The 16,845-nt window shown below is 57.1% G+C and carries 21 protein-coding genes and 1 tRNA gene; 14 read left to right on the top strand and 8 right to left on the bottom strand.

Features of this window, described 5'->3' with window-relative positions; genetic code table 11:
• The first annotated feature begins 47 nt into the window (after positions 1-47).
• The 11 genes from tuf to HALLA_RS11970 all read left to right on the top strand — a co-directional run bounded on the left by tuf (position 48) and on the right by HALLA_RS11970 (position 6,840).
• Positions 48-1,316, top strand: a complete 1,269-nt coding sequence (gene tuf, locus HALLA_RS12010) for a translation elongation factor EF-1 subunit alpha (RefSeq protein ID WP_049953580.1) — start codon at positions 48-50, stop codon at positions 1,314-1,316.
• A gap of 4 nt (positions 1,317-1,320) precedes the next feature.
• Entirely contained in the window at positions 1,321-1,629 is a 309-nt protein-coding gene (rpsJ, locus tag HALLA_RS12005; RefSeq protein WP_049953579.1) for a 30S ribosomal protein S10, read from the top strand.
• Between the two features lie 92 nt (positions 1,630-1,721).
• On the top strand, positions 1,722-2,357 hold the full coding sequence (locus HALLA_RS12000) for a rhomboid family intramembrane serine protease (protein WP_084569004.1): 636 nt from the start codon (positions 1,722-1,724) through the stop codon (positions 2,355-2,357).
• Positions 2,358-2,422: 65 nt separating this feature from the next.
• Positions 2,423-2,494: transfer RNA gene (locus HALLA_RS11995), tRNA-Ala, on the top strand.
• A 177-nt stretch (positions 2,495-2,671) separates the two neighbouring features.
• Positions 2,672-2,887 carry a DUF7563 family protein gene (locus tag HALLA_RS21335; RefSeq protein ID WP_084569003.1) on the top strand — a complete coding sequence of 72 codons (216 nt, stop codon included), beginning with the start codon at positions 2,672-2,674 and terminating at the stop codon, positions 2,885-2,887.
• Positions 2,880-3,032 carry a hypothetical protein gene (locus HALLA_RS20655; protein WP_157231372.1) on the top strand — a complete coding sequence of 51 codons (153 nt, stop codon included), beginning with the start codon at positions 2,880-2,882 and terminating at the stop codon, positions 3,030-3,032. The genes HALLA_RS21335 and HALLA_RS20655 overlap by 8 nt, the downstream gene beginning before the upstream one ends.
• Positions 3,025-3,228, top strand: coding sequence for a sigma-70 region 4 domain-containing protein (locus HALLA_RS11990; RefSeq protein WP_049953578.1), 204 nt, complete (start codon positions 3,025-3,027; stop codon positions 3,226-3,228). The genes HALLA_RS20655 and HALLA_RS11990 overlap by 8 nt, the downstream gene beginning before the upstream one ends.
• A 112-nt stretch (positions 3,229-3,340) precedes the next feature.
• A complete protein-coding gene (locus HALLA_RS11985) occupies positions 3,341-3,622 on the top strand; it encodes a hypothetical protein (protein WP_049953577.1) in 282 nt (93 codons plus the stop codon).
• A gap of 2 nt (positions 3,623-3,624) precedes the next feature.
• A complete protein-coding gene (locus tag HALLA_RS11980) occupies positions 3,625-5,244 on the top strand; it encodes a DUF7845 domain-containing protein (protein WP_049953576.1) in 1,620 nt (539 codons plus the stop codon).
• Between the two features lie 381 nt (positions 5,245-5,625).
• Positions 5,626-6,357, top strand: a complete 732-nt coding sequence (locus HALLA_RS11975; protein WP_049953575.1) for a hypothetical protein — start codon at positions 5,626-5,628, stop codon at positions 6,355-6,357.
• 228 nt (positions 6,358-6,585) lie between these two features.
• A complete protein-coding gene (locus HALLA_RS11970) occupies positions 6,586-6,840 on the top strand; it encodes a DUF7692 domain-containing protein (RefSeq protein WP_049953574.1) in 255 nt (84 codons plus the stop codon).
• Here the strand turns inward: HALLA_RS11970 and HALLA_RS11965 are convergent.
• The 6 genes from HALLA_RS11965 to HALLA_RS11940 form a co-directional block, all read right to left on the bottom strand.
• Positions 6,837-7,232 carry a hypothetical protein gene (locus HALLA_RS11965; RefSeq protein WP_049953573.1) on the bottom strand — a complete coding sequence of 132 codons (396 nt, stop codon included), beginning with the start codon at positions 7,230-7,232 and terminating at the stop codon, positions 6,837-6,839. The genes HALLA_RS11970 and HALLA_RS11965 overlap by 4 nt on opposite strands.
• Before the next feature lie 240 nt (positions 7,233-7,472).
• Positions 7,473-8,651, bottom strand: a complete 1,179-nt coding sequence (locus HALLA_RS11960) for a hypothetical protein (protein ID WP_049953572.1) — start codon at positions 8,649-8,651, stop codon at positions 7,473-7,475.
• Entirely contained in the window at positions 8,648-9,457 is an 810-nt protein-coding gene (locus HALLA_RS11955) for a hypothetical protein (RefSeq protein WP_049953571.1), read from the bottom strand. The genes HALLA_RS11960 and HALLA_RS11955 overlap by 4 nt, the downstream gene beginning before the upstream one ends.
• A complete protein-coding gene (locus HALLA_RS11950) occupies positions 9,454-10,065 on the bottom strand; it encodes a hypothetical protein (RefSeq protein ID WP_049953570.1) in 612 nt (203 codons plus the stop codon). The genes HALLA_RS11955 and HALLA_RS11950 overlap by 4 nt, the downstream gene beginning before the upstream one ends.
• 2 nt (positions 10,066-10,067) lie before the next feature.
• On the bottom strand, positions 10,068-12,785 hold the full coding sequence (locus HALLA_RS11945) for a PQQ-binding-like beta-propeller repeat protein (RefSeq protein WP_169732135.1): 2,718 nt from the start codon (positions 12,783-12,785) through the stop codon (positions 10,068-10,070).
• A gap of 91 nt (positions 12,786-12,876) precedes the next feature.
• Entirely contained in the window at positions 12,877-13,308 is a 432-nt protein-coding gene (locus tag HALLA_RS11940; RefSeq protein WP_049953568.1) for a hypothetical protein, read from the bottom strand.
• A gap of 114 nt (positions 13,309-13,422) precedes the next feature.
• Here HALLA_RS11940 and HALLA_RS11935 point away from each other — a divergent pair, with 114 nt between their 5' ends.
• Entirely contained in the window at positions 13,423-13,605 is a 183-nt protein-coding gene (locus HALLA_RS11935) for a hypothetical protein (protein ID WP_049953567.1), read from the top strand.
• A gap of 63 nt (positions 13,606-13,668) precedes the next feature.
• Here HALLA_RS11935 and HALLA_RS11930 read toward each other — a convergent pair whose 3' ends face one another.
• Positions 13,669-14,589, bottom strand: a complete 921-nt coding sequence (locus HALLA_RS11930) for an archaellin/type IV pilin N-terminal domain-containing protein (RefSeq protein WP_049953566.1) — start codon at positions 14,587-14,589, stop codon at positions 13,669-13,671.
• 302 nt (positions 14,590-14,891) lie between these two features.
• Positions 14,892-15,143, bottom strand: a complete 252-nt coding sequence (locus HALLA_RS11925; protein WP_049954107.1) for a phage repressor protein — start codon at positions 15,141-15,143, stop codon at positions 14,892-14,894.
• Positions 15,144-15,507: 364 nt separating this feature from the next.
• On the opposite strand from HALLA_RS11925, the gene HALLA_RS11920 reads away from it, so the two are divergent.
• Positions 15,508-15,792 (top strand): hypothetical protein, encoded by a 285-nt coding sequence (locus tag HALLA_RS11920; protein ID WP_197540030.1) that lies wholly within the window; start codon positions 15,508-15,510, stop codon positions 15,790-15,792.
• Positions 15,789-16,802, top strand: coding sequence for a tyrosine-type recombinase/integrase (locus HALLA_RS11915; RefSeq protein ID WP_049953564.1), 1,014 nt, complete (start codon positions 15,789-15,791; stop codon positions 16,800-16,802). The genes HALLA_RS11920 and HALLA_RS11915 overlap by 4 nt, the downstream gene beginning before the upstream one ends.
• Positions 16,803-16,845 lie beyond the last annotated feature (43 nt).

The raw sequence follows: 16,845 nt of genomic DNA, 5'->3' as shown, positions 1-16,845 counted from the left end.
ACTGCCAAAAGAGACCGATATAAGCGCCTTGCGCGTGAGCTACAACAATGAGCGAAGACAAACCACACCAGAACTTGGCCATCATCGGCCACGTTGACCACGGGAAGAGTACGCTCGTGGGACGACTCCTCTACGAGACGGGGAGCGTACCCGAGCACGTCATCGAACAGCACCGCGAAGAAGCAGAAGAGAAAGGCAAGGGCGGCTTCGAGTTCGCCTACGTCATGGACAACCTCGCCGAAGAGCGAGAGCGCGGTGTCACCATCGACATCGCCCACCAGGAGTTCGACACCGATCAGTACTACTTCACGATCGTCGATACGCCTGGCCACCGGGACTTCGTCAAGAACATGATCACCGGCGCGTCCCAGGCAGACCACGCAGTTCTCGTCGTCGCCGCAGACGACGGCGTTGCTCCACAGACCCAGGAGCACGTCTTCCTCTCGCGAACGCTCGGTATCGAGAAACTGATCGTCGGCGTCAACAAGATGGACATCGTCGACTACTCCGAGGACGACTACAACGACGTGGTCGAGGAAGTGAACAAACTCCTCGATCAGGTCAACTTCGAAGTCGACGACGACTCGTTCATCCCGATCTCGGCGTTCGAGGGCGACAACATCGCCGAGCGTTCGGACAACACGCCGTGGTACGACGGACGTTCGCTCCTCGAGACCCTGAACGATCTGCCGGAGTCCGAGCCGCCGACGGACGCGCCGCTTCGACTCCCGATCCAGGACGTTTACACCATCTCCGGTATCGGTACCGTCCCAGTCGGACGTATCGAGACCGGTGTCATGAACATCGGCGACAACGTCTCCTTCCAGCCCAGCGACGTGGGCGGCGAAGTCAAGACGATCGAGATGCACCACGAAGAGGTGCCAAAAGCCGAGCCCGGTGACAACGTCGGATTCAACGTCCGCGGCCTCGGCAAGGACGACATCCGCCGCGGTGACGTCTGTGGCCCGGCCGACGACCCACCGAGCGTCGCCGAGACGTTCCAGGCACAGGTCGTCGTCATGCAGCACCCATCCGTCATTACGGCGGGATACACCCCGGTCTTCCACGCACACACCGCACAGGTCGCGTGTACGATCGAGTCCATCGACAAGAAGATGGACCCAGCCTCGGGCGAGGTCGCCGAGGAGAACCCCGACTTCATCCAGTCGGGCGACGCTGCCGTGGTCACCATCCGGCCACAGAAGCCACTCAGCATCGAGCCATCGAGCGAGATCCCAGAACTCGGGAGCTTCGCCATCCGCGACATGGGTCAGACCATCGCGGCCGGAAAGGTCCTCGAAGTCAACGAGAAGTAAATAGATGCAACAGGCACGCGTTCGACTCGCGGGCACGAGTCCAGAAGACCTAGACGACATCTGTGACGACGTCCGCGAGATTGCGAACAACACCGGCGTCAACCTCAGTGGACCGATTCCACTGCCAACGAAAACCCTCGAGATCCCGACCCGAAAGTCCCCCGACGGAGAGGGGACTGCGACGTGGGAGCACTGGGAGATGCGCGTCCACAAGCGCCTGATCGATCTGGACGCCGACGAACGCGCACTCCGTCAGCTCATGCGCATTCAGGTGCCAAACGACGTTTCGATCGAAATCGTCCTCGAAGACTGAGTTCGGAGTCGATTCCGGTCGCGTTTTCTCACCCTCGAACGACGCCGCGTACGGAGTGTACACTTTTTGTATTTCGCGGCCCGAGTACGTGTATGTCGACTCGATCCGGGTCCGAGAGTCCGATCCTTGAGTTGCTCGTCGTCTTCGTGCTCGTTTTCGTCGTGCAGTTTCTCACCTCGATTCTCGGCGCGATGAGCGGCCTGTTCGTCCTCGCTGCGCCGCTTTCGAACGATCCCTGGACGATCGTCACCAGCGTCTACGCCCACGACGGCATTGGCCACCTGTTCTCGAATTCGATCGCGCTCGTGCTGTTCGGTTGGCCGATCGCTCGAGCGACGAGTCGCCTGCGATTTCACGCCTTTTTCCTGATTACGGGAGCCATCGCTGGCATCTCACAGATTCTGGTCCTGTCCGGCTTCGCGTCAATTTCGGGCGCTGGCGGGGCATCCCCGGGTGTGCTCGGCGCGAGCGGTGCCGTGTTCGCGCTGCTTGGCTATCTCCTGTCCGGGAACCGACTCTCGAGCGGGATCGCGTCGGTGATCGACGTCCCAAACTGGGTAACCTACGCCGTCTTCTTCGTCGTCGCGGTGATCGTCACGCTCACAACGTTCGCGCCGGGCGTCGCGCTGATCGCACACTTCACGGGGTTTCTGATCGGGCTGCTCGCAGGCCGCGCTCGAGTCTTACACGTCGAATCGTCGACCCAGCGTGACCGGGTGTCGATCTAGTCGCCGGCTCGAGGGCGTCCCCGAAACACAAGCCTCAAATAGAAACCGGAGTTAGGTGTGCTCGAGGGCTCGTAGATCAGTGGTAGATCGCTTCCTTCGCAAGGAAGAGGCCCTGGGTTCAAATCCCAGCGAGTCCATCGGATTGTTGTCACGTTTCGAATTGTTCCGATAGTCGCTACCTTAGCGGCTAAGCCAGAATTATGCACTCGGTCCTCGAGTGTAGAAACCCCCCTTCAGAACCGAGTGATTGACGGGACGGGATTCGCCCCCGCGCCGTTTGGCGATTTCAGCGAAGGAAATACGGGGTGTTCGGTATGACGGTCGCACCATGGCCGTCTGTTAGCGAATCGACCTGTCAGAACTGCGGAGAACATGTGACGGATCGATTTGGGCGAGTCTTTGGCGACGAGAACGACCGAGCCCATCGCTGTGGAAACTGCGATTCTTACCGACGACTGAGCCGGGGGTCCGCTGCCGGTCTCGAGGTTCGGGTTCCCGATCGCGAAAACGGAGGTAGATTCGATGAGTGAGCGAGCGAAAGAGCGGCGTCTCGCTCGAATGCGGTTTCCCGCCCGGCACGTCTGCGAGAACACGCTATTCGAGGTCTCAGGACGTGAGGGCGATATCTGCCCGTTCTGTGGTGGTCGGTTGACTCGAGGTGATCGGGATGCCTGAGCAGGCGACACTTGGTGACTTTGAGCCGGACCTCTCAGCGCTCACAGACGCTGAACGAGAGGCATTCCGCGCCGTCAGGATCGATGGAACCGGTGTTCGCGAGTACAGCCGCCAGACGAACCGACAGCCGGGTACAATCGGAAACCTGCTTGCACGGGCTGAAACCAAACTCGAAATCGGAGTGGGTTCAGCGTGAGCCGTCTCGTCGAAGATCGCGAGTGCGACCGCTGTGATAATCGAGTCAACGCACTCCGCCGGCTCTGTCCTGACTGTACTCGAGACGTTCGGAACGCCAGGGAGGGGCCGCTGTGAGCGCCGATACCGAGCGCAATCGCGAGAGTGAACTCGCGAGTCCGAAGGCTGGTCACATCGGTATTCCCGTCGACGCGCTTTGCGTGGGCTGTGGGCAGACGCGTGTCAAACGCGTTCGCCTCGAGGAATTGGACCAGCCATCCCAGGCCGACCCGCACGACCTCGAGGCGACTACGCTCACGTCGTTCAAACACGTCTGTTACCGCTGTCAGGGTGCGACGTGGTGGAACCCCGTAGCGGTGCTGACCGGGCTTCTCGAGTCCGAACAGGGTGAGTAGGCGTGTCACAAGTCGAGACGACGCCGCACGAGATCGAAGGCCGTTGGAAGTGGCCCAACTGGGGCCGCGGTCCGTACGATGCACTCTCGTCGGTGATGCTCGGGCCACCGTTCGAAGGCAATCTCGAGCTGGACATCGAGATCGACGGCGAGCCCTGGCACCTGGAGGTACGCTACAGCAAGTCCGGATTCGCGCCGCGACTGTCCGACGGAATCAACGTCGAGAGGCTGTATGAGTGGGATCTGGTGGGCCGTGGGCGAGGCGAACGAAAAGCGTCGTTCAATATCTCACCGCGGTTCCCGAATATGCGTCACTGGGAGACCGGCGATCCGGTGAATCTCCCGTGGGAAAATCAGGTGGGTGAGGTCGACGGTGTCGACGTTGAGTTCCATACGAGTAACATCGAACCCGAACGCGGTCTCGAGCTACTGCCAGCGTTCTACGCCGCTGTATTCGAGCATGCGGGTGAACGAATACACTCGAGCTATTTCCGCGAACAACCGCACTCAGCGAGTCGTATGTGGGCGTACGAACGCTACGTCCGTATCCGTCGCGAGTGGGCGGAAAAGCTCTCGTCGGCCGGTGTACTGCAGAAGGTCGCGCATTACCTGTCCGACCTGGAGGGCGTGAAAGCCGAGCTGCACATCGATAACGAGGAAGTGATCAACCACCAGAATCGGCTGTTTCTCGATCCCACGTCGGCGAGTAAGCTGCTTCCCGGCCACACCTTTGGACGGAAGTTCGAAATCTATCAGCTGAAGAACCCAGACGCGGTTTCGAAAGATCACCCGTCCTACCATCCGAAAGTTGAGGTGCTGGTAAACAAATCGAATAACGACGGCGAGGCATGGGCGTGGGCCGATCGGCACAAAGTGACCGAACAAATCGAGGAAACGCTACTGAACGCGCTTCACTGGGAAGACATTCCGCTCGGTCCAGACGGAAACGGTGTCTACATCGCCGACGACCATTTCGACGCCGTTGCGCGAGACGACCTGGTGGAACTCTACGAGGATCCGACGCCGCGCCTCGAGGCGAAAAGCGACCACCTGTTACTGACGACGCTTCGAGATATGGGCGAGACGCCCCAGGCGGTCACGGAGACGGTCGCGACCGACGGCGGCTCGACGATCGACGACTTGGTCGACCAGCTGGGCAAGCACCCCGCGACGATCTACCGCGCGATCGAAGACCTCGATGATATTCTCGAGTTAGATCAGGGAGACGTTTCGTTCCGCGCCCGGAAGTACCGCGACGAGTTACGCGCGCTCGTCGAGAGCGCCGAGTACGCGATCGGGAGTTACGCCGATCGGATGCAGCACCTGATGGGACTCGCCGATCACGTCGCCGAGTCATCGCCGTTCCAGCAGTGGCTCGCCGAGAACGGTGCGGAACTCGATTTCGACGACGGCGGGAATCCGAAGCGAATGCGGATCGATACGGTTCTCTCGCAGCTGAGAGCCGACAGCTTCGAGAACGTCACGACGATCGCGGCGGAAGCCCTCGAGAAGTGGTCGAAGTCGGGCAACGATCCGACGATCCTCCGGGGCGCAGAGTTGACCTGGAAGACTCCCGGCGGCGGGAACGAAACCGGATTCGTCGGTGCTGTTGCGGATCGGTGAATCGGTCTCCGTAGTGGCGACGCTGTTTTCGTGGCTGTTTTCTACAAGCCAGCTTGAGTAACACGACTTCTTAGACAAATCTGGTTGGACTCGAGCCCTCGAGGGCGGGGTGCGCGCCGCGATCGCGCCGCACCGCGTGCGGGGTCGTTTCGCGCTGCGCGCGAAAGCCCCCTTGGCAGGTGTCCCCAAGGGGACATTCGCTAAAAATTACAACGCCCCCGCCCCGCTTCCGCACGCGGATCTCGAGTTGAAGCACACGAAACGTAGGTGAGACCAATCCAGAAGGATACGGTGTCCATAGTTCCTTCTGTTGAATCCCTTATGACCACTTTCACTTCGGACTCAGACCCCTTAAGTAGATTCCATCCTAAAACGTTCACAATGGAAGACGGTGAACAATTCACCGGGTTATTCGCTGGCCAGTCGACCTTGGCGAGGATTGCCTCAGGTGATCTGATAGAGACTCAGCCAGCTCTGGCAGCCATTGCTTCGAATGAACTGATGGAGACCCAGTCGACCTTGGCGAGGATTGCTTCAGGTGATCTGATAGAGACTCAGCCAGCTCTGGCAGCCATTGCTTCGAGTGAACTGATAGAGACTCAGTCGACCTTGTCGAGGATTGCCTCGAGTGAACTGTTGGAGACTCAGCCAGCTCTGGCGGCTTTGGCTGCTAATGACTTCGAAGAAACTGATTGGACAGGCTCCGACCAGTTGATTGGATCTGTGGCCAGAGAACTCTCTCGAGTGACTACGAAGGGCTTGGATTCGGACACTAGTTCTACAGAACTCGGGCTCATTTTTCAGCAGACAGTTGATCCATACGGACCGCTCCGGGATGACATATCACAAACAAGATCACTTGCTGCCAGAGTAGTAGTTGCAGCGGCTTTTGATCAAGGTGAACTCTCGAAGGAAATGTCCGAAGAGCAGAAGAAAAAACTTCGAGCCGGAATTGCGGTGTCTCTGGGAATAACGATAGCTATCTCATTCTACCCATTCTTTGGCGATGAGGCAACTCTGGCACTCGCGCTGGGCGCGTCAACCTTCATATCATCACAACTTGAAGATTACTACAATATTAAACGACGACAACAGCTTCCCGAAGAGAAATAATAGTTTGATTGTACTCTATTCCATCCACCTCATGGGGTTGCACGTCGACAAATCCAGTTTCCCGAATATGCACACGAGATCGGGAACGCCGTGTGCATATTGACCGACGATCGACACGACGATCACTGAAACCACTCTGACGAGTTGATAGAAACACCCCGATTATGGGCTTTGGGCCGGGTCCAGTGAGTCGAAAAAACTAGGATTCGAGGGGTCGTGTGTACGGGTATGCGAATCCGAACCGACGGCAAGTACGAGTATCGCCTTGATCCCATCAACCGCGCAGCGGACTTCTACGACTGTAACAAGACCAAAGCCGTCGTCAGCGCCTGTGACGACGTGCCGAAACTCGTTGCGGCTGCACGCCAGGTCCTCGAGCGCGACGACCTCACCAACGAGCAGCGCCAGGAGATCGCCAAGACACTCAGCACTCGAGTCGTTAGCTTCGAAGCCGAACAGTCGGTGACCGTTGATCGAGATTAGAATACATCCTCGATCGAGATTTTTGCCTGCTTGGTGTCGCGGTGATCGCCCCCGCCGTGCCAGCGCAACGTGGGCAGCCTGGATGCAGGAATGGACGTCGTTTTCAGAATCTGCGTTCCCCGGCCGCGCTTTCGATAGACGGCGAATCCATACCTCCCTCCGTTCCGCTGTAACTTACGGTGATATCGCTTGTAGACCTTGAAATTGCCCGGTTGGCCGTCAGCGTGCTTGTACTTCGTGGCCTTGAACTCCCACGGAACGCCGTTTTTGAGACCGTCGTACCAGCTCGTATCGATCCGGGTGCCGTTCTCGTCGACGAGATCGACGCGGTATTTCTCTGCGAGATAGTACTCACACGCGGTTCCGTACTTGTTGGCTTTGTGCGACGGCATTTCAGGAGTTTCCCCACAACGCGCACGCCGCGATTTTTTCGAAATCGCTATCCAAAAATATCAGCTTTTGGAGTGTTCGCACGCGCCCCGCGCGCCGATATATATACTCCTCCGCTGCCTCGAGCGAGCAACGCCCACGGTCCGCTTCGCTCCCGATAGGGAGCAAGCGCGGTGGGCTTTGGGCTTGACAGTGACTAAAGGGGGGTCGGTTGCGCTTTACAGCTTTCCAACCCGACGCTCTCATGCGATCACCTTCTCGACGTTGTCAACCCATTCGCGCTTCTCTCCGCCTTCATCAATCTCTTTCCACCAGTTTGAGACGGTAGCATGACTGTACGGGACGAATTCGGCGGTTTCGCGGGCCGACATACCTTGCTCGCGACAGGCTTCCATCGTCCACGCAGCGACCGTTTTCACGTCCTCTTCGGCGATTGCAGGCCCGTCTTTCTCGTCGCCGGAGGGAGCACGCCAGGACCAGTCGGCTTCGTCGTTCGTGTGCGGTTCGAAATCCGCCGGAGGAATCCCTTTCAGTGGCCGCGGATCTACGTCACGGAGCTTCCCGCCTGAAATGCGTTCTGCGACGAGTGCTTTCCCCTTGTCGTTCCGATCGGGCTTTTTCAGGATCGTCCCGACGCGCCAGAGAAGCGGATGAATTGAACTCTCGTCATGGCCGATGTAGATGAGTGCGCCGTTGTACTTCCTGATTTTGAACACCAGCGGTCCCATCAGTTTACGGACTAACTGGCCGTCCTCGCCGGACCCGCTCGCGTTCGTCGAGAACTCGTCGCCGATGAATAGCTTCGGCTGTTGCGGGTTTTCGACCGGGTTGCCGTCCTGACCAACCCACTCCTCGAGTAGCGGATAGTGTGGAATCCAGCCGTCCTCGAGGTCGCCGTTGTCGCGCACCCAGTCGTCATTTCGCGGGAGCGTCCGGATGTTCGATGCGATTTTCATGTTGCCGTCCACCCACCGATCACGGAGTTGTGCCAGGAGGCAGGCGAGGTTCGTTTTGCCAGCTCCCATTTCGCCGAGCAGCACGATCACCGGGGCCGGTCCGGCCACGATCTCCTGCAAGCGCGTGATGGCTTTGATCCCCGAGAGGTCCGCCTCTTGCGCCGGGTCGCCGAGATAGTGTTTCAATGTGAGCGTATCGCCGTTCTCGAGCGCGTTCCGGGCCGTGTCGCTTCCCTCGCCTCGAAGGATCTGACGGTTCTTCCCCACGTCCATGTACGTCGCCGCCGCCTTCGAATCCCAGCGGTCAGGATCGTGATGGAGCGCGCGCATGGTCATCTGCCGGTCGATTTGCTCATCACGGATGAATCCCGAGTGCGGTAGCGCCTCGTCCGGGTCACGCGCCAGCTTTCCGTCCTGCCACTCCCGAAAGCCGCCGACCGTGTAGTTGTCTTGCTCGTCGCTCATCGTTCAGAACCTCCGTCTGTGGCTGCCTGTGCGGCTTGCTCTTGGGTTGCAGGTGGGCCGCCAGTCGTTTCGATACCGTGCTCGTCGGCGTACTCCTCGACGTAGCGAGAAACGTCCTGAATGTTCTCTGTGGCGTTCCCTTCCGCGTCTTCTCTCGCAGATTCGAATCGGGACTTCACCGCCGTTCGCGGATTCATCAACCCGCGTTCGTCGGCTTCGGCTTCCTCGTTCACCACGTCCTTCTGGATTTGTAGCCCCATCTTGCTGATTCGGCCGCGCATTCGGTTCGACGCCAGGAACTCTTCAACGAGATCGCCGTGGATGTCCTCGAGCATCGCCTTGATCGTGATGAGTTTCGAGTCAGATAGCTGCGAGAAATAGCAGCCTCGAACCACTAACTGGCCGATATCCTCCTGATGCTCGAATTCGCGGACTTCGAACGCCGCGCCGTCGTTCACCGTGAACGGGCTCGGGCCGTCGACCTGTTTTTCCTGCCAAACCGACGGCTCGACGTAGTATTTCTCGCGAACGTCGGTCACGCCGTTGATGTGGTGGACGGTGACCATCCGTTTCTGGCGAAGCTTCCGAACGCCGGTCACGAAAATGCCGAACAGCGGCGGGCCGAACAGCAACAGCGCGGCGATAATCCCCTGCGTGACCGGCGGCACGCTCGGCAGTGACGGCTGCCAGAGCCACAAGCCCACGCCCATGCTGAAGAACAATCCTAACGCCAGAATCTGGCCTTCTGCCAGCAAGTAGGTCAGTCGATCGCCCCAGCCGTCGTAGGTGTCGCTCGTGTCGCTCATGCTTTGATCACTCCGCTATCCTCTCTGTAGACGACGTACGCCGCCGCAGCGCCCGCCAGTCCGGTCGTCATGCCGATACCCCAGAACAGGCCACTCATCCCGCCGAAGTACTGCAGCGGGTCGTCTGGCTCGTCCTCTCGCATTTCGCTCGAGAGTCGGACCTGTGCGTCGTCAATTGCAACGCCGACACTGTGGCCGCCCCGAAACGTCTCAACGGGCATCGTGACGACGTGAGTTCCCGCCTGTAGCGATTCCTCGTGTTGTGGGACGCTTACCGCGCCTTCCTTCCCGATGCCCGCCATTCCGTCGGAAACCACGATCTCGGTGGGTCTCTCTGTCCGGATGACGAGTTGAACCCGTCCGTCCTCGAAGCCCCAGCCGAGGAGTTCCGCCCACTCGCCGAACTGGATCGACTGGTTCCGATCCTCGACGATCGCCGCGCTCTCGATCGCCTCCGTTTCGTTGCTCATCGCGTCGGCCTCGAGCTCGCCCTGGTCGCCGGTCGTTTCGTTGTCGCCGTCCTGCGCGATCGCCGAGCCCATGCCCATCGGCCCAACGATCGATAGAACCAGCACTCCGGCAACGAAAAACGTGAAAATCCGTCGCATGGCTACTTACCGAGGAACGGGATAAACTCGGTCAGAACCGACCATGCAACGCTGATGACGACGAGAGCGATAAGCGCAAGCCCGAGCAGTGAACCCGTGCCGTCGCCACCGAATTGATCACCGAGGCCGAAATCCGGGAAATCCGGCCACGTGATATTCACGTCTTGGTCCTCGTCAGTGTCCTCACCCCCGTTTTCAATCGTGTCGATTAGCTCAGTCTGTTTTTCAACGTATTCGACGAACTGCTCGTTATCAATCGTCTCATACTCTGGGCTTGCATCCCAAGACTGCTCTTCTTCGATCGACTCTCCATTCGAATCGAGCATTTTCTCGATAGTGAAAACCCCCTGTTGAAGGTCCAATTCTTCGCTCTCTGTCGCATCGTAGAACATTGAACGCGGCAGTTCGGCATCGACATTCTCTCCAAGATCCACACCAAAGTCACGGATTGATTCGTCAGAATCAATCTGAACGATGTTTTGCAATGACCCATCCGATTCGAGCACTACTATGGCGTCAGAATCCGAATTTCGCAGGTAAATTGATTCAGAACTTGTGAATTGACGAATCTGATAGACACCTCCGCCGGGAATATCACTATGAGATACAGACCATCGTTCTTCGCCGTTCTCAGGGTTCAGGCAAACGATTTCGGTTTCGGAGCTATCGCACAAGAAAATATTCTCATAATCCTTAGAGATAGTCAGGACATTGAGGTCTGGGTACTCAACAGACCAGAGTTGTTCCCCAGATTCTATTTCCGTTGCGGCAACGGTACCTTGATCATTTTCATAGTGGATCGATCCTGACGAGTTAATTCCAAAATTAACATTATTCACGTTTAGATCGATCTCTTTCACTTCTCGAGACTCAATATCAAACATCTCAAAAGTAACATCAGTCCCTCCGTCAACCCAATAGAGATTTTCATCTTCGTCTGTCACGTAATTTGTCCCATTTCCATCAGCAGTATGCGTTTCTTTGACAGTCCCCGACTGTGAATCAAGAACGGATAACTCGCCAAGTGCATCGATGCAATAGACTTCCTCGAGATCGTCGTTATAGTGGACCATATTCACCCCATCGCCATCAGTCAGTTGGACCCTCCAATTTTCGGAGTAATCACGCAGAGACATTGAAACACAAATCGTATTGTTGTCGCCTCTCCGTGCGAAATACGCTGTCTGCCCATCATTCGAGATAACCGGCCCATAAATCAGACCCTCGAAATGTGGGGTTGTCTCGCCAGTAGACATATCCAGAGAAGAAAATGAATCGGTCATCCCAAGGTAAATTGTCTGCCCTCCGATTCGGTAGGTATCCCCGGTTTGAAGGCCAGAGTCCGGCGTCTCGTGCGTGTAGAGCATCCCGGCGAGCAACCTGTCTTCGACGAACCCGGACGGCTGTAATGCCCGCTCTTGGCCGTCGTACGTAACTTCTTGATCCGTGTAGCCGGTATACTCAATCTGCATATGGGCGAGTTCGGAGAGATCCGCCTGTCCAAGATCCAACTGGTTATACAGAGCCAGCTTGTACGAATCAGAGCTAACGTCAGAGTCGCCGGAGAGGTACCGACGCATTCCTTCAGCGGACCGGACCTCGGACGAATCGAGGGTACCGTCATCCATCATTTGGAACATTTCGTCCACCATGTTCTGACTGAAGCGCCCAGTCGCCGAGTCTGACTGATCTTTGATCTCCTGATACCGCCCCATCCACTGGCGCATCGAAAAGAGAATAGCCGACTCTCGAAGCGTCTCGCCCTCGTTAGCAGGGTCGTCAATATCGAGAAGAACGAAATCCATCACCGAGTCGTACTGGTTCCCGTCAGAATCCTCCCAAACGAGGTAATCCTGTGGTTCAACATCCTCCCACGAATTGAGTAATTCCTGATCGATCGGGTAGCGGTCTGTCGTACCAATTTCCGGGTCTTTGGTACTATCGTCATCGTGAACCCGACACTGCATTTCGGGCATCTCGAGATTAATCTCATCACCGTTCTCGAGCGTGAACGTGTGTTCATTCGCCGATTCCGCTTCACGAATCAGCATCGTATCGTAATCGGTCCCAGTACCAGCCTCAACAGGCTCGGCGGTCGCATGAATGAACATCGAACGAATATCGTTGTTCTGAGCGACTTTTTCCCCGAGAACCGACAACTGAAGCATCTCGTTTTGTAAGACCTTCAGGTGATTTTCCTCATGGAGCGCGTAATACTCCCGAATCGCGTCCATTGCGTCTGAGTACGCCGTTGCGGAATCTTTTCCGTCCTCCCATGCGGACGCGATCGCGTGGCGAGCGTCCAAGGTCGCAACACCGAGAGTGTCCTCGAGATGGTTATCGACCGTCACATAGTAATTCTCGATCCCTTCAAGCTGATACGTAGCCTCCCCGTGAAGCTCGATTTCGTCCTCGGGTAGCTCCTCGCCGTCACTGCCAAACAAACGGTCAGTGAGCGACTGACTCACGTCCGCGACCATTCCGTATTTCGCCAGCGTCGGGCTCGTCACGTTCAACCCCGAGTCCGAATCGTCGTTATCTTCTTGGGCTGCGGCCGTCCCCTCCGAGGCGATCGCGCCCGAGCCGGCGACCGCCGCCGTGCCGGTCGCGCCGATCCCGCGAAGGACGTTTCTCCGACTCGCTTTCGTTTCCAGCATTTCGTTTAGTGCGCGCTGTTCGATACTCTCCGATTCCGTGGGCTGTGGGCTCTGTGTGGACATATCTTCCCCTCCGACCGCGTGCGTTCGTTGGCTGTGCGACTCGTCGGTTTGCTCCGCCGAAAATGTCGAATTCATGCGTCTCGAGTCCTCTCTACCGGTACGCCAGCAGGTAGAAACCTGCGCCGTTCAACATCACGATGAACGCGCCGAGCCACCAGTAGCTCTCAATCGCGCTCGAAATCGCCGGCACGAGCGCAGATAGGACGAGAATTGCCGCCATCGCCGCGACAACGGCCGTTTCCTCGTCGGTGAAGTCATCGAGCTGGTTCTCGTTCGTCGCCCAGGCGCTCACCAGAACGATCAGCGAGATTACGAACGCCCAAGTGAATTCCGTTCCCTGCGCCGCGTAGATCGCGTCCGACATCGCCCAGCTGAACGGCTCGTCAATCGAGACCGTTCCGAGGCCGCTTAGGACGAGTGTTGCAGCCACGAAAATCGGGGCCATGAGGGAGTCTATGAGGTCGATACCGTGCTTTGATCGAATGTTCGTCGGCATTACACCGGACAGGCCTGAAGTTGCCATACCTCGGAGCCGTCAGCATGGGGGGTCGAAAAGCTACGGAAAACCAAGGGTTCCCCCGGGGAGTCACCCCCAGTTTCCCATATTTTTATACTAGGGGGTGTTGCGAGCGACAGTATGGCATTGAACAAACTCAGAGAATTAGACGACTATTCCTACGGCGTGACCGTGCCGAAAGACGATCTCCGGATTGATGGCATTCTCGACGAAAACGGCGATCTCGAGGGTGACCACCACTTCCACGTTCAGCGTACGGGGAAAGGAAAATGGTCGCTTGAAGTGGTCGACGATCTCGAATAGGTGGATACGCTGCTTCTGGTGGTTAGCTCGAAAAAATAACCGTTGGACTTGCTGTGAATCGATTTACAGCGAGACCGATTCGGATTCAGTCAGCGTCGACGGCGCCATCAGAATCTCGTTTGTCTGGGCGCCGTCTGCCGTCGTGATCGTGAATTCAGCATCGCCACCGGCTTCGATCGTCTCATCCGTGTTGAAGTGACCGTTGGTGAGGTCCATCGTAATCTCGGACGTGTCACCTGACTCGAGGATCGCAGCTTCCGAGTCACTGATATCGTCGTCGGTGCTGGTGATGTCGAATTCATCGAGCGCACCGCGCGTCGTTTCCGTACCAACGTATTCGTACGTCGCCGAGCTGAGGTCGACCGCGTCAGCACCTGGGCCGAGCGAGACCATCAACTGCACTTCAGTGACACCGTAATTGTCTGAGTTAAACGATCCATCCCCTTCTTGGGTGCTTGAGAGCGAGAAACCACTATTGTCTTCAATATCAACGGTTACATCGTTTCCGCCGTCCGGATCAATATTGATATTGTCAGAATCGCCTGAGGAGAACGTTCCCTCTGTGTGGGTGTTGACTGTGACCTCAATATTGCTTTCTGCAGTCAGGTCAACATTGCTGATTGCGGAATCAAAGTTATCGAAATCGACATCGGTGAAGGTGTCAATTTCATTCCCATTGGCGTCAGAAATTGCCACATCGACGGTATCTCCGGAGGCGAACGTACCTGACGCGTCATTCAGAATGACATTTGTTTCCGTCGTCTCAAGTGAGACATCACCAGTTGATGAGTCGATTGAGACGACGTTCGAGACCTGATTCGTACTTTCTTGACCCGTTGCCTCTGCCTGGGACTGCAGCAAGCCGGCGGTGTTGATCAGCACACCCGCCGCAATTGCTGCGACGAGCACCATCGCGATGAACACGATGAGTGTACCGATACCCACCTGACCGCGCTCTTCTTCGTCCGTAATTTGTTCGAACATGTGTATTTTGATTACACGCCAGCACCCACCGAAAACGATGTTTCTGTGATATGCCGGGCGTGTCTCGGCTTTCAAAGTATTATCTAATAAATATTCTTGCCGATTGAGAGGTACGAATAAGTGTATCGGCCGATCGCATTTCGGCCGGAAGACTAATGGGCAGAAGCCAAGAAACAAGGTACGAAGGCCGCTTCCGTCAGTGATCCTTCGAACATACTGTGTCCGGCTGGCAACCCACCCCAGTCCGGAACCACCCACCTATCTACTTGATACGCAGCGATTGCTACCAGATCGGATAGAGGTTACTTTTCCTCAAGATCGTTCGCATCTAACTCTCCCTCGAGATACGCACGACCGCGATCGGTAATCTCGTAAAGCCCACGATTTTCATCATAGTACTCGACCAAACCAGCAGAATCTAACTTCCTTAACCGAGTTCGAACGTGAGAGATCTTGTAATCGATGTTGGCCTCGATGACCGCTGGTGTCGAGATGATCGGGCGGTTACCTTCGTTCAGCAGAAACTCGAGAATTGCGTCATCGGCTCGAGTCATCCAGTCCACCCGTGGTCTTCGCATTCAGTTTGTTTGACTCTCATCTCCATGTTATGTTGATTGATTCCAAGTTGTAAGTGACTTCTGACGTGCGATATAGCATATCAAACCATACACTAGAACTAAGTACACCCCCTGTCTTGAGGTCGGATAACGGAAGCCAGACGGACCCGCCGCTGCTCGGCCGGGTCCTCGAGAAAACGCGGACCCGGTGTTTGGGCACCGGTCCGCCTGGCCTCCGTAATCGAGGTACGGAAGCATGCAATCGCACAACGCAACGGGGGATAAACCCCCCGAAAGACCGACGTATCGGATTCAACGAGACTCTGGAATAGTTTCACTTCCAGCCCGCGCTTTTGGCCTCTTGTCTTTATACCCCGGCGAGACGCCCGAAGTGATGCCTGCAACCAAAGAAGAGATTCGACTGTCGAACCGCACCGATCGCTGGCGGTTCATGTGTCCGAACGGTCACCGATCCTGGGAGCCCACGAACAACCATTTCTGGTGCCAGCAGTGTGCTCGCTCGTACGACGAGGACGTTGAACCGGAGTTCGACGTGCTCCACGATCTGAAAACCGAGGAAGAAATTCACCGCGACGAGCTGGTGCTACGTCAGGGCAATACGCTCGAGATTCGGGGGGAAGCGTGAGCGAGGATCTGCAACCACTTCCCCCGAAAGAGGGTGTCGATCGGTTCCTCGAGCACCGCGCCCCGAGTATTCGTGAGTCCTCGATGCAGAACGCACGGCACCGTCTGTCGGTGTTTCTCGAGTGGTGTGATGAGAACGATGTTGACGACTTGAATGACCTCACCGGGCGTGATCTGTCGGCGTTCGTGGCCTGGCGTCAGGGTGACGTTGCGGCGATCACGTTGCAAAAGCAACTGAGTAGCGTTCGAATGGCTCTCCGGTGGTGGGCCGATATAGAGGGCGTCGAGGAAGGTCTCGCCGAAAAATTGCACTCACCGGACCTACCGGACGGTGCCGAGTCGAAGGATGTGTTCCTCGAGGCCGACCGCGCGAAGCGGGCGCTCCGTTACTACGATCGCCACCACTACGCGAGTCGAGATCACGCGCTGCTCGCTTTGATCTGGCGGACGGGGATGCGACGAGGTGCGGTACGTGGGCTCGATGTTGACGATCTCGATAGTGACGATCAGGCGATTCGAGTCGAGCACCGTCCCGATACGGGAACGCCGCTCAAAAACGGCGATGGCGGGAATCGTTGGGTCTACCTTGGACCACGCTGGTTCACGATTCTCGAGGATTTTGTGGCGAATCCCGATCGGAAGAACGTTCGCGACGAGCACGGTCGCCGACCGCTGTTCACGACTCAGCAGGAAACCCGCCCTACCGGCCACTCAATCTACAAGTGGGTGATCCGTGCGTTACACCCCTGTAAGTACGCGGAATGCCCGCACGATCGAAAGCCGAGCGAATGCGAGGCACTGGGTAGCAGTTCGGTTCCATCCAAGTGCCCGTCGGCGCGATCGCCGCATTCGATTCGACGGGGAGCGATCACGAATCACCTGAACGAGGAAACGGCACCGGAGACAGTGAGCGAGCGGATGGATGTTTCGCTCGATGTGCTGTACCAGCACTACGACGCGAGAACAGAACGCGAGAAGATGGCGGTCCGCCGTCACAATTTGCCAGAATAAAACCATGATTTGCAAAACCACACGACTCGGCTGGGGTCTACCA

It is taken from the genome of Halostagnicola larsenii XH-48, assembly GCF_000517625.1.
GTDB classification, from domain to species: domain Archaea; phylum Halobacteriota; class Halobacteria; order Halobacteriales; family Natrialbaceae; genus Halostagnicola; species Halostagnicola larsenii.
The sequence above is the reverse complement of the archived record's forward strand: the minus strand, read 5'-3'. Positions and strand labels throughout refer to the sequence as shown.

Coding starts and splice junctions, on each gene's coding strand:
- HALLA_RS11930 (WP_049953566.1), bottom strand. CDS start 14,589: ATGTTCGAACAAATTACGGACGAAGAAGAGCGCGGTCAGGTGGGTATC.
- HALLA_RS11955 (WP_049953571.1), bottom strand. CDS start 9,457: ATGAGCGACACGAGCGACACCTACGACGGCTGGGGCGATCGACTGACC.
- HALLA_RS11970 (WP_049953574.1), top strand. CDS start 6,586: ATGCGAATCCGAACCGACGGCAAGTACGAGTATCGCCTTGATCCCATC.
- HALLA_RS11975 (WP_049953575.1), top strand. CDS start 5,626: ATGGAAGACGGTGAACAATTCACCGGGTTATTCGCTGGCCAGTCGACC.
- HALLA_RS11940 (WP_049953568.1), bottom strand. CDS start 13,308: ATGGCAACTTCAGGCCTGTCCGGTGTAATGCCGACGAACATTCGATCA.
- tuf (WP_049953580.1), top strand. CDS start 48: ATGAGCGAAGACAAACCACACCAGAACTTGGCCATCATCGGCCACGTT.
- HALLA_RS11925 (WP_049954107.1), bottom strand. CDS start 15,143: ATGACTCGAGCCGATGACGCAATTCTCGAGTTTCTGCTGAACGAAGGT.
- HALLA_RS11935 (WP_049953567.1), top strand. CDS start 13,423: ATGGCATTGAACAAACTCAGAGAATTAGACGACTATTCCTACGGCGTG.
- HALLA_RS11960 (WP_049953572.1), bottom strand. CDS start 8,651: ATGAGCGACGAGCAAGACAACTACACGGTCGGCGGCTTTCGGGAGTGG.
- rpsJ (WP_049953579.1), top strand. CDS start 1,321: ATGCAACAGGCACGCGTTCGACTCGCGGGCACGAGTCCAGAAGACCTA.
- HALLA_RS12000 (WP_084569004.1), top strand. CDS start 1,722: ATGTCGACTCGATCCGGGTCCGAGAGTCCGATCCTTGAGTTGCTCGTC.
- HALLA_RS11965 (WP_049953573.1), bottom strand. CDS start 7,232: ATGCCGTCGCACAAAGCCAACAAGTACGGAACCGCGTGTGAGTACTAT.
- HALLA_RS11945 (WP_169732135.1), bottom strand. CDS start 12,785: ATGTCCACACAGAGCCCACAGCCCACGGAATCGGAGAGTATCGAACAG.
- HALLA_RS20655 (WP_157231372.1), top strand. CDS start 2,880: ATGAGTGAGCGAGCGAAAGAGCGGCGTCTCGCTCGAATGCGGTTTCCC.
- HALLA_RS11950 (WP_049953570.1), bottom strand. CDS start 10,065: ATGCGACGGATTTTCACGTTTTTCGTTGCCGGAGTGCTGGTTCTATCG.
- HALLA_RS21335 (WP_084569003.1), top strand. CDS start 2,672: ATGACGGTCGCACCATGGCCGTCTGTTAGCGAATCGACCTGTCAGAAC.
- HALLA_RS11990 (WP_049953578.1), top strand. CDS start 3,025: ATGCCTGAGCAGGCGACACTTGGTGACTTTGAGCCGGACCTCTCAGCG.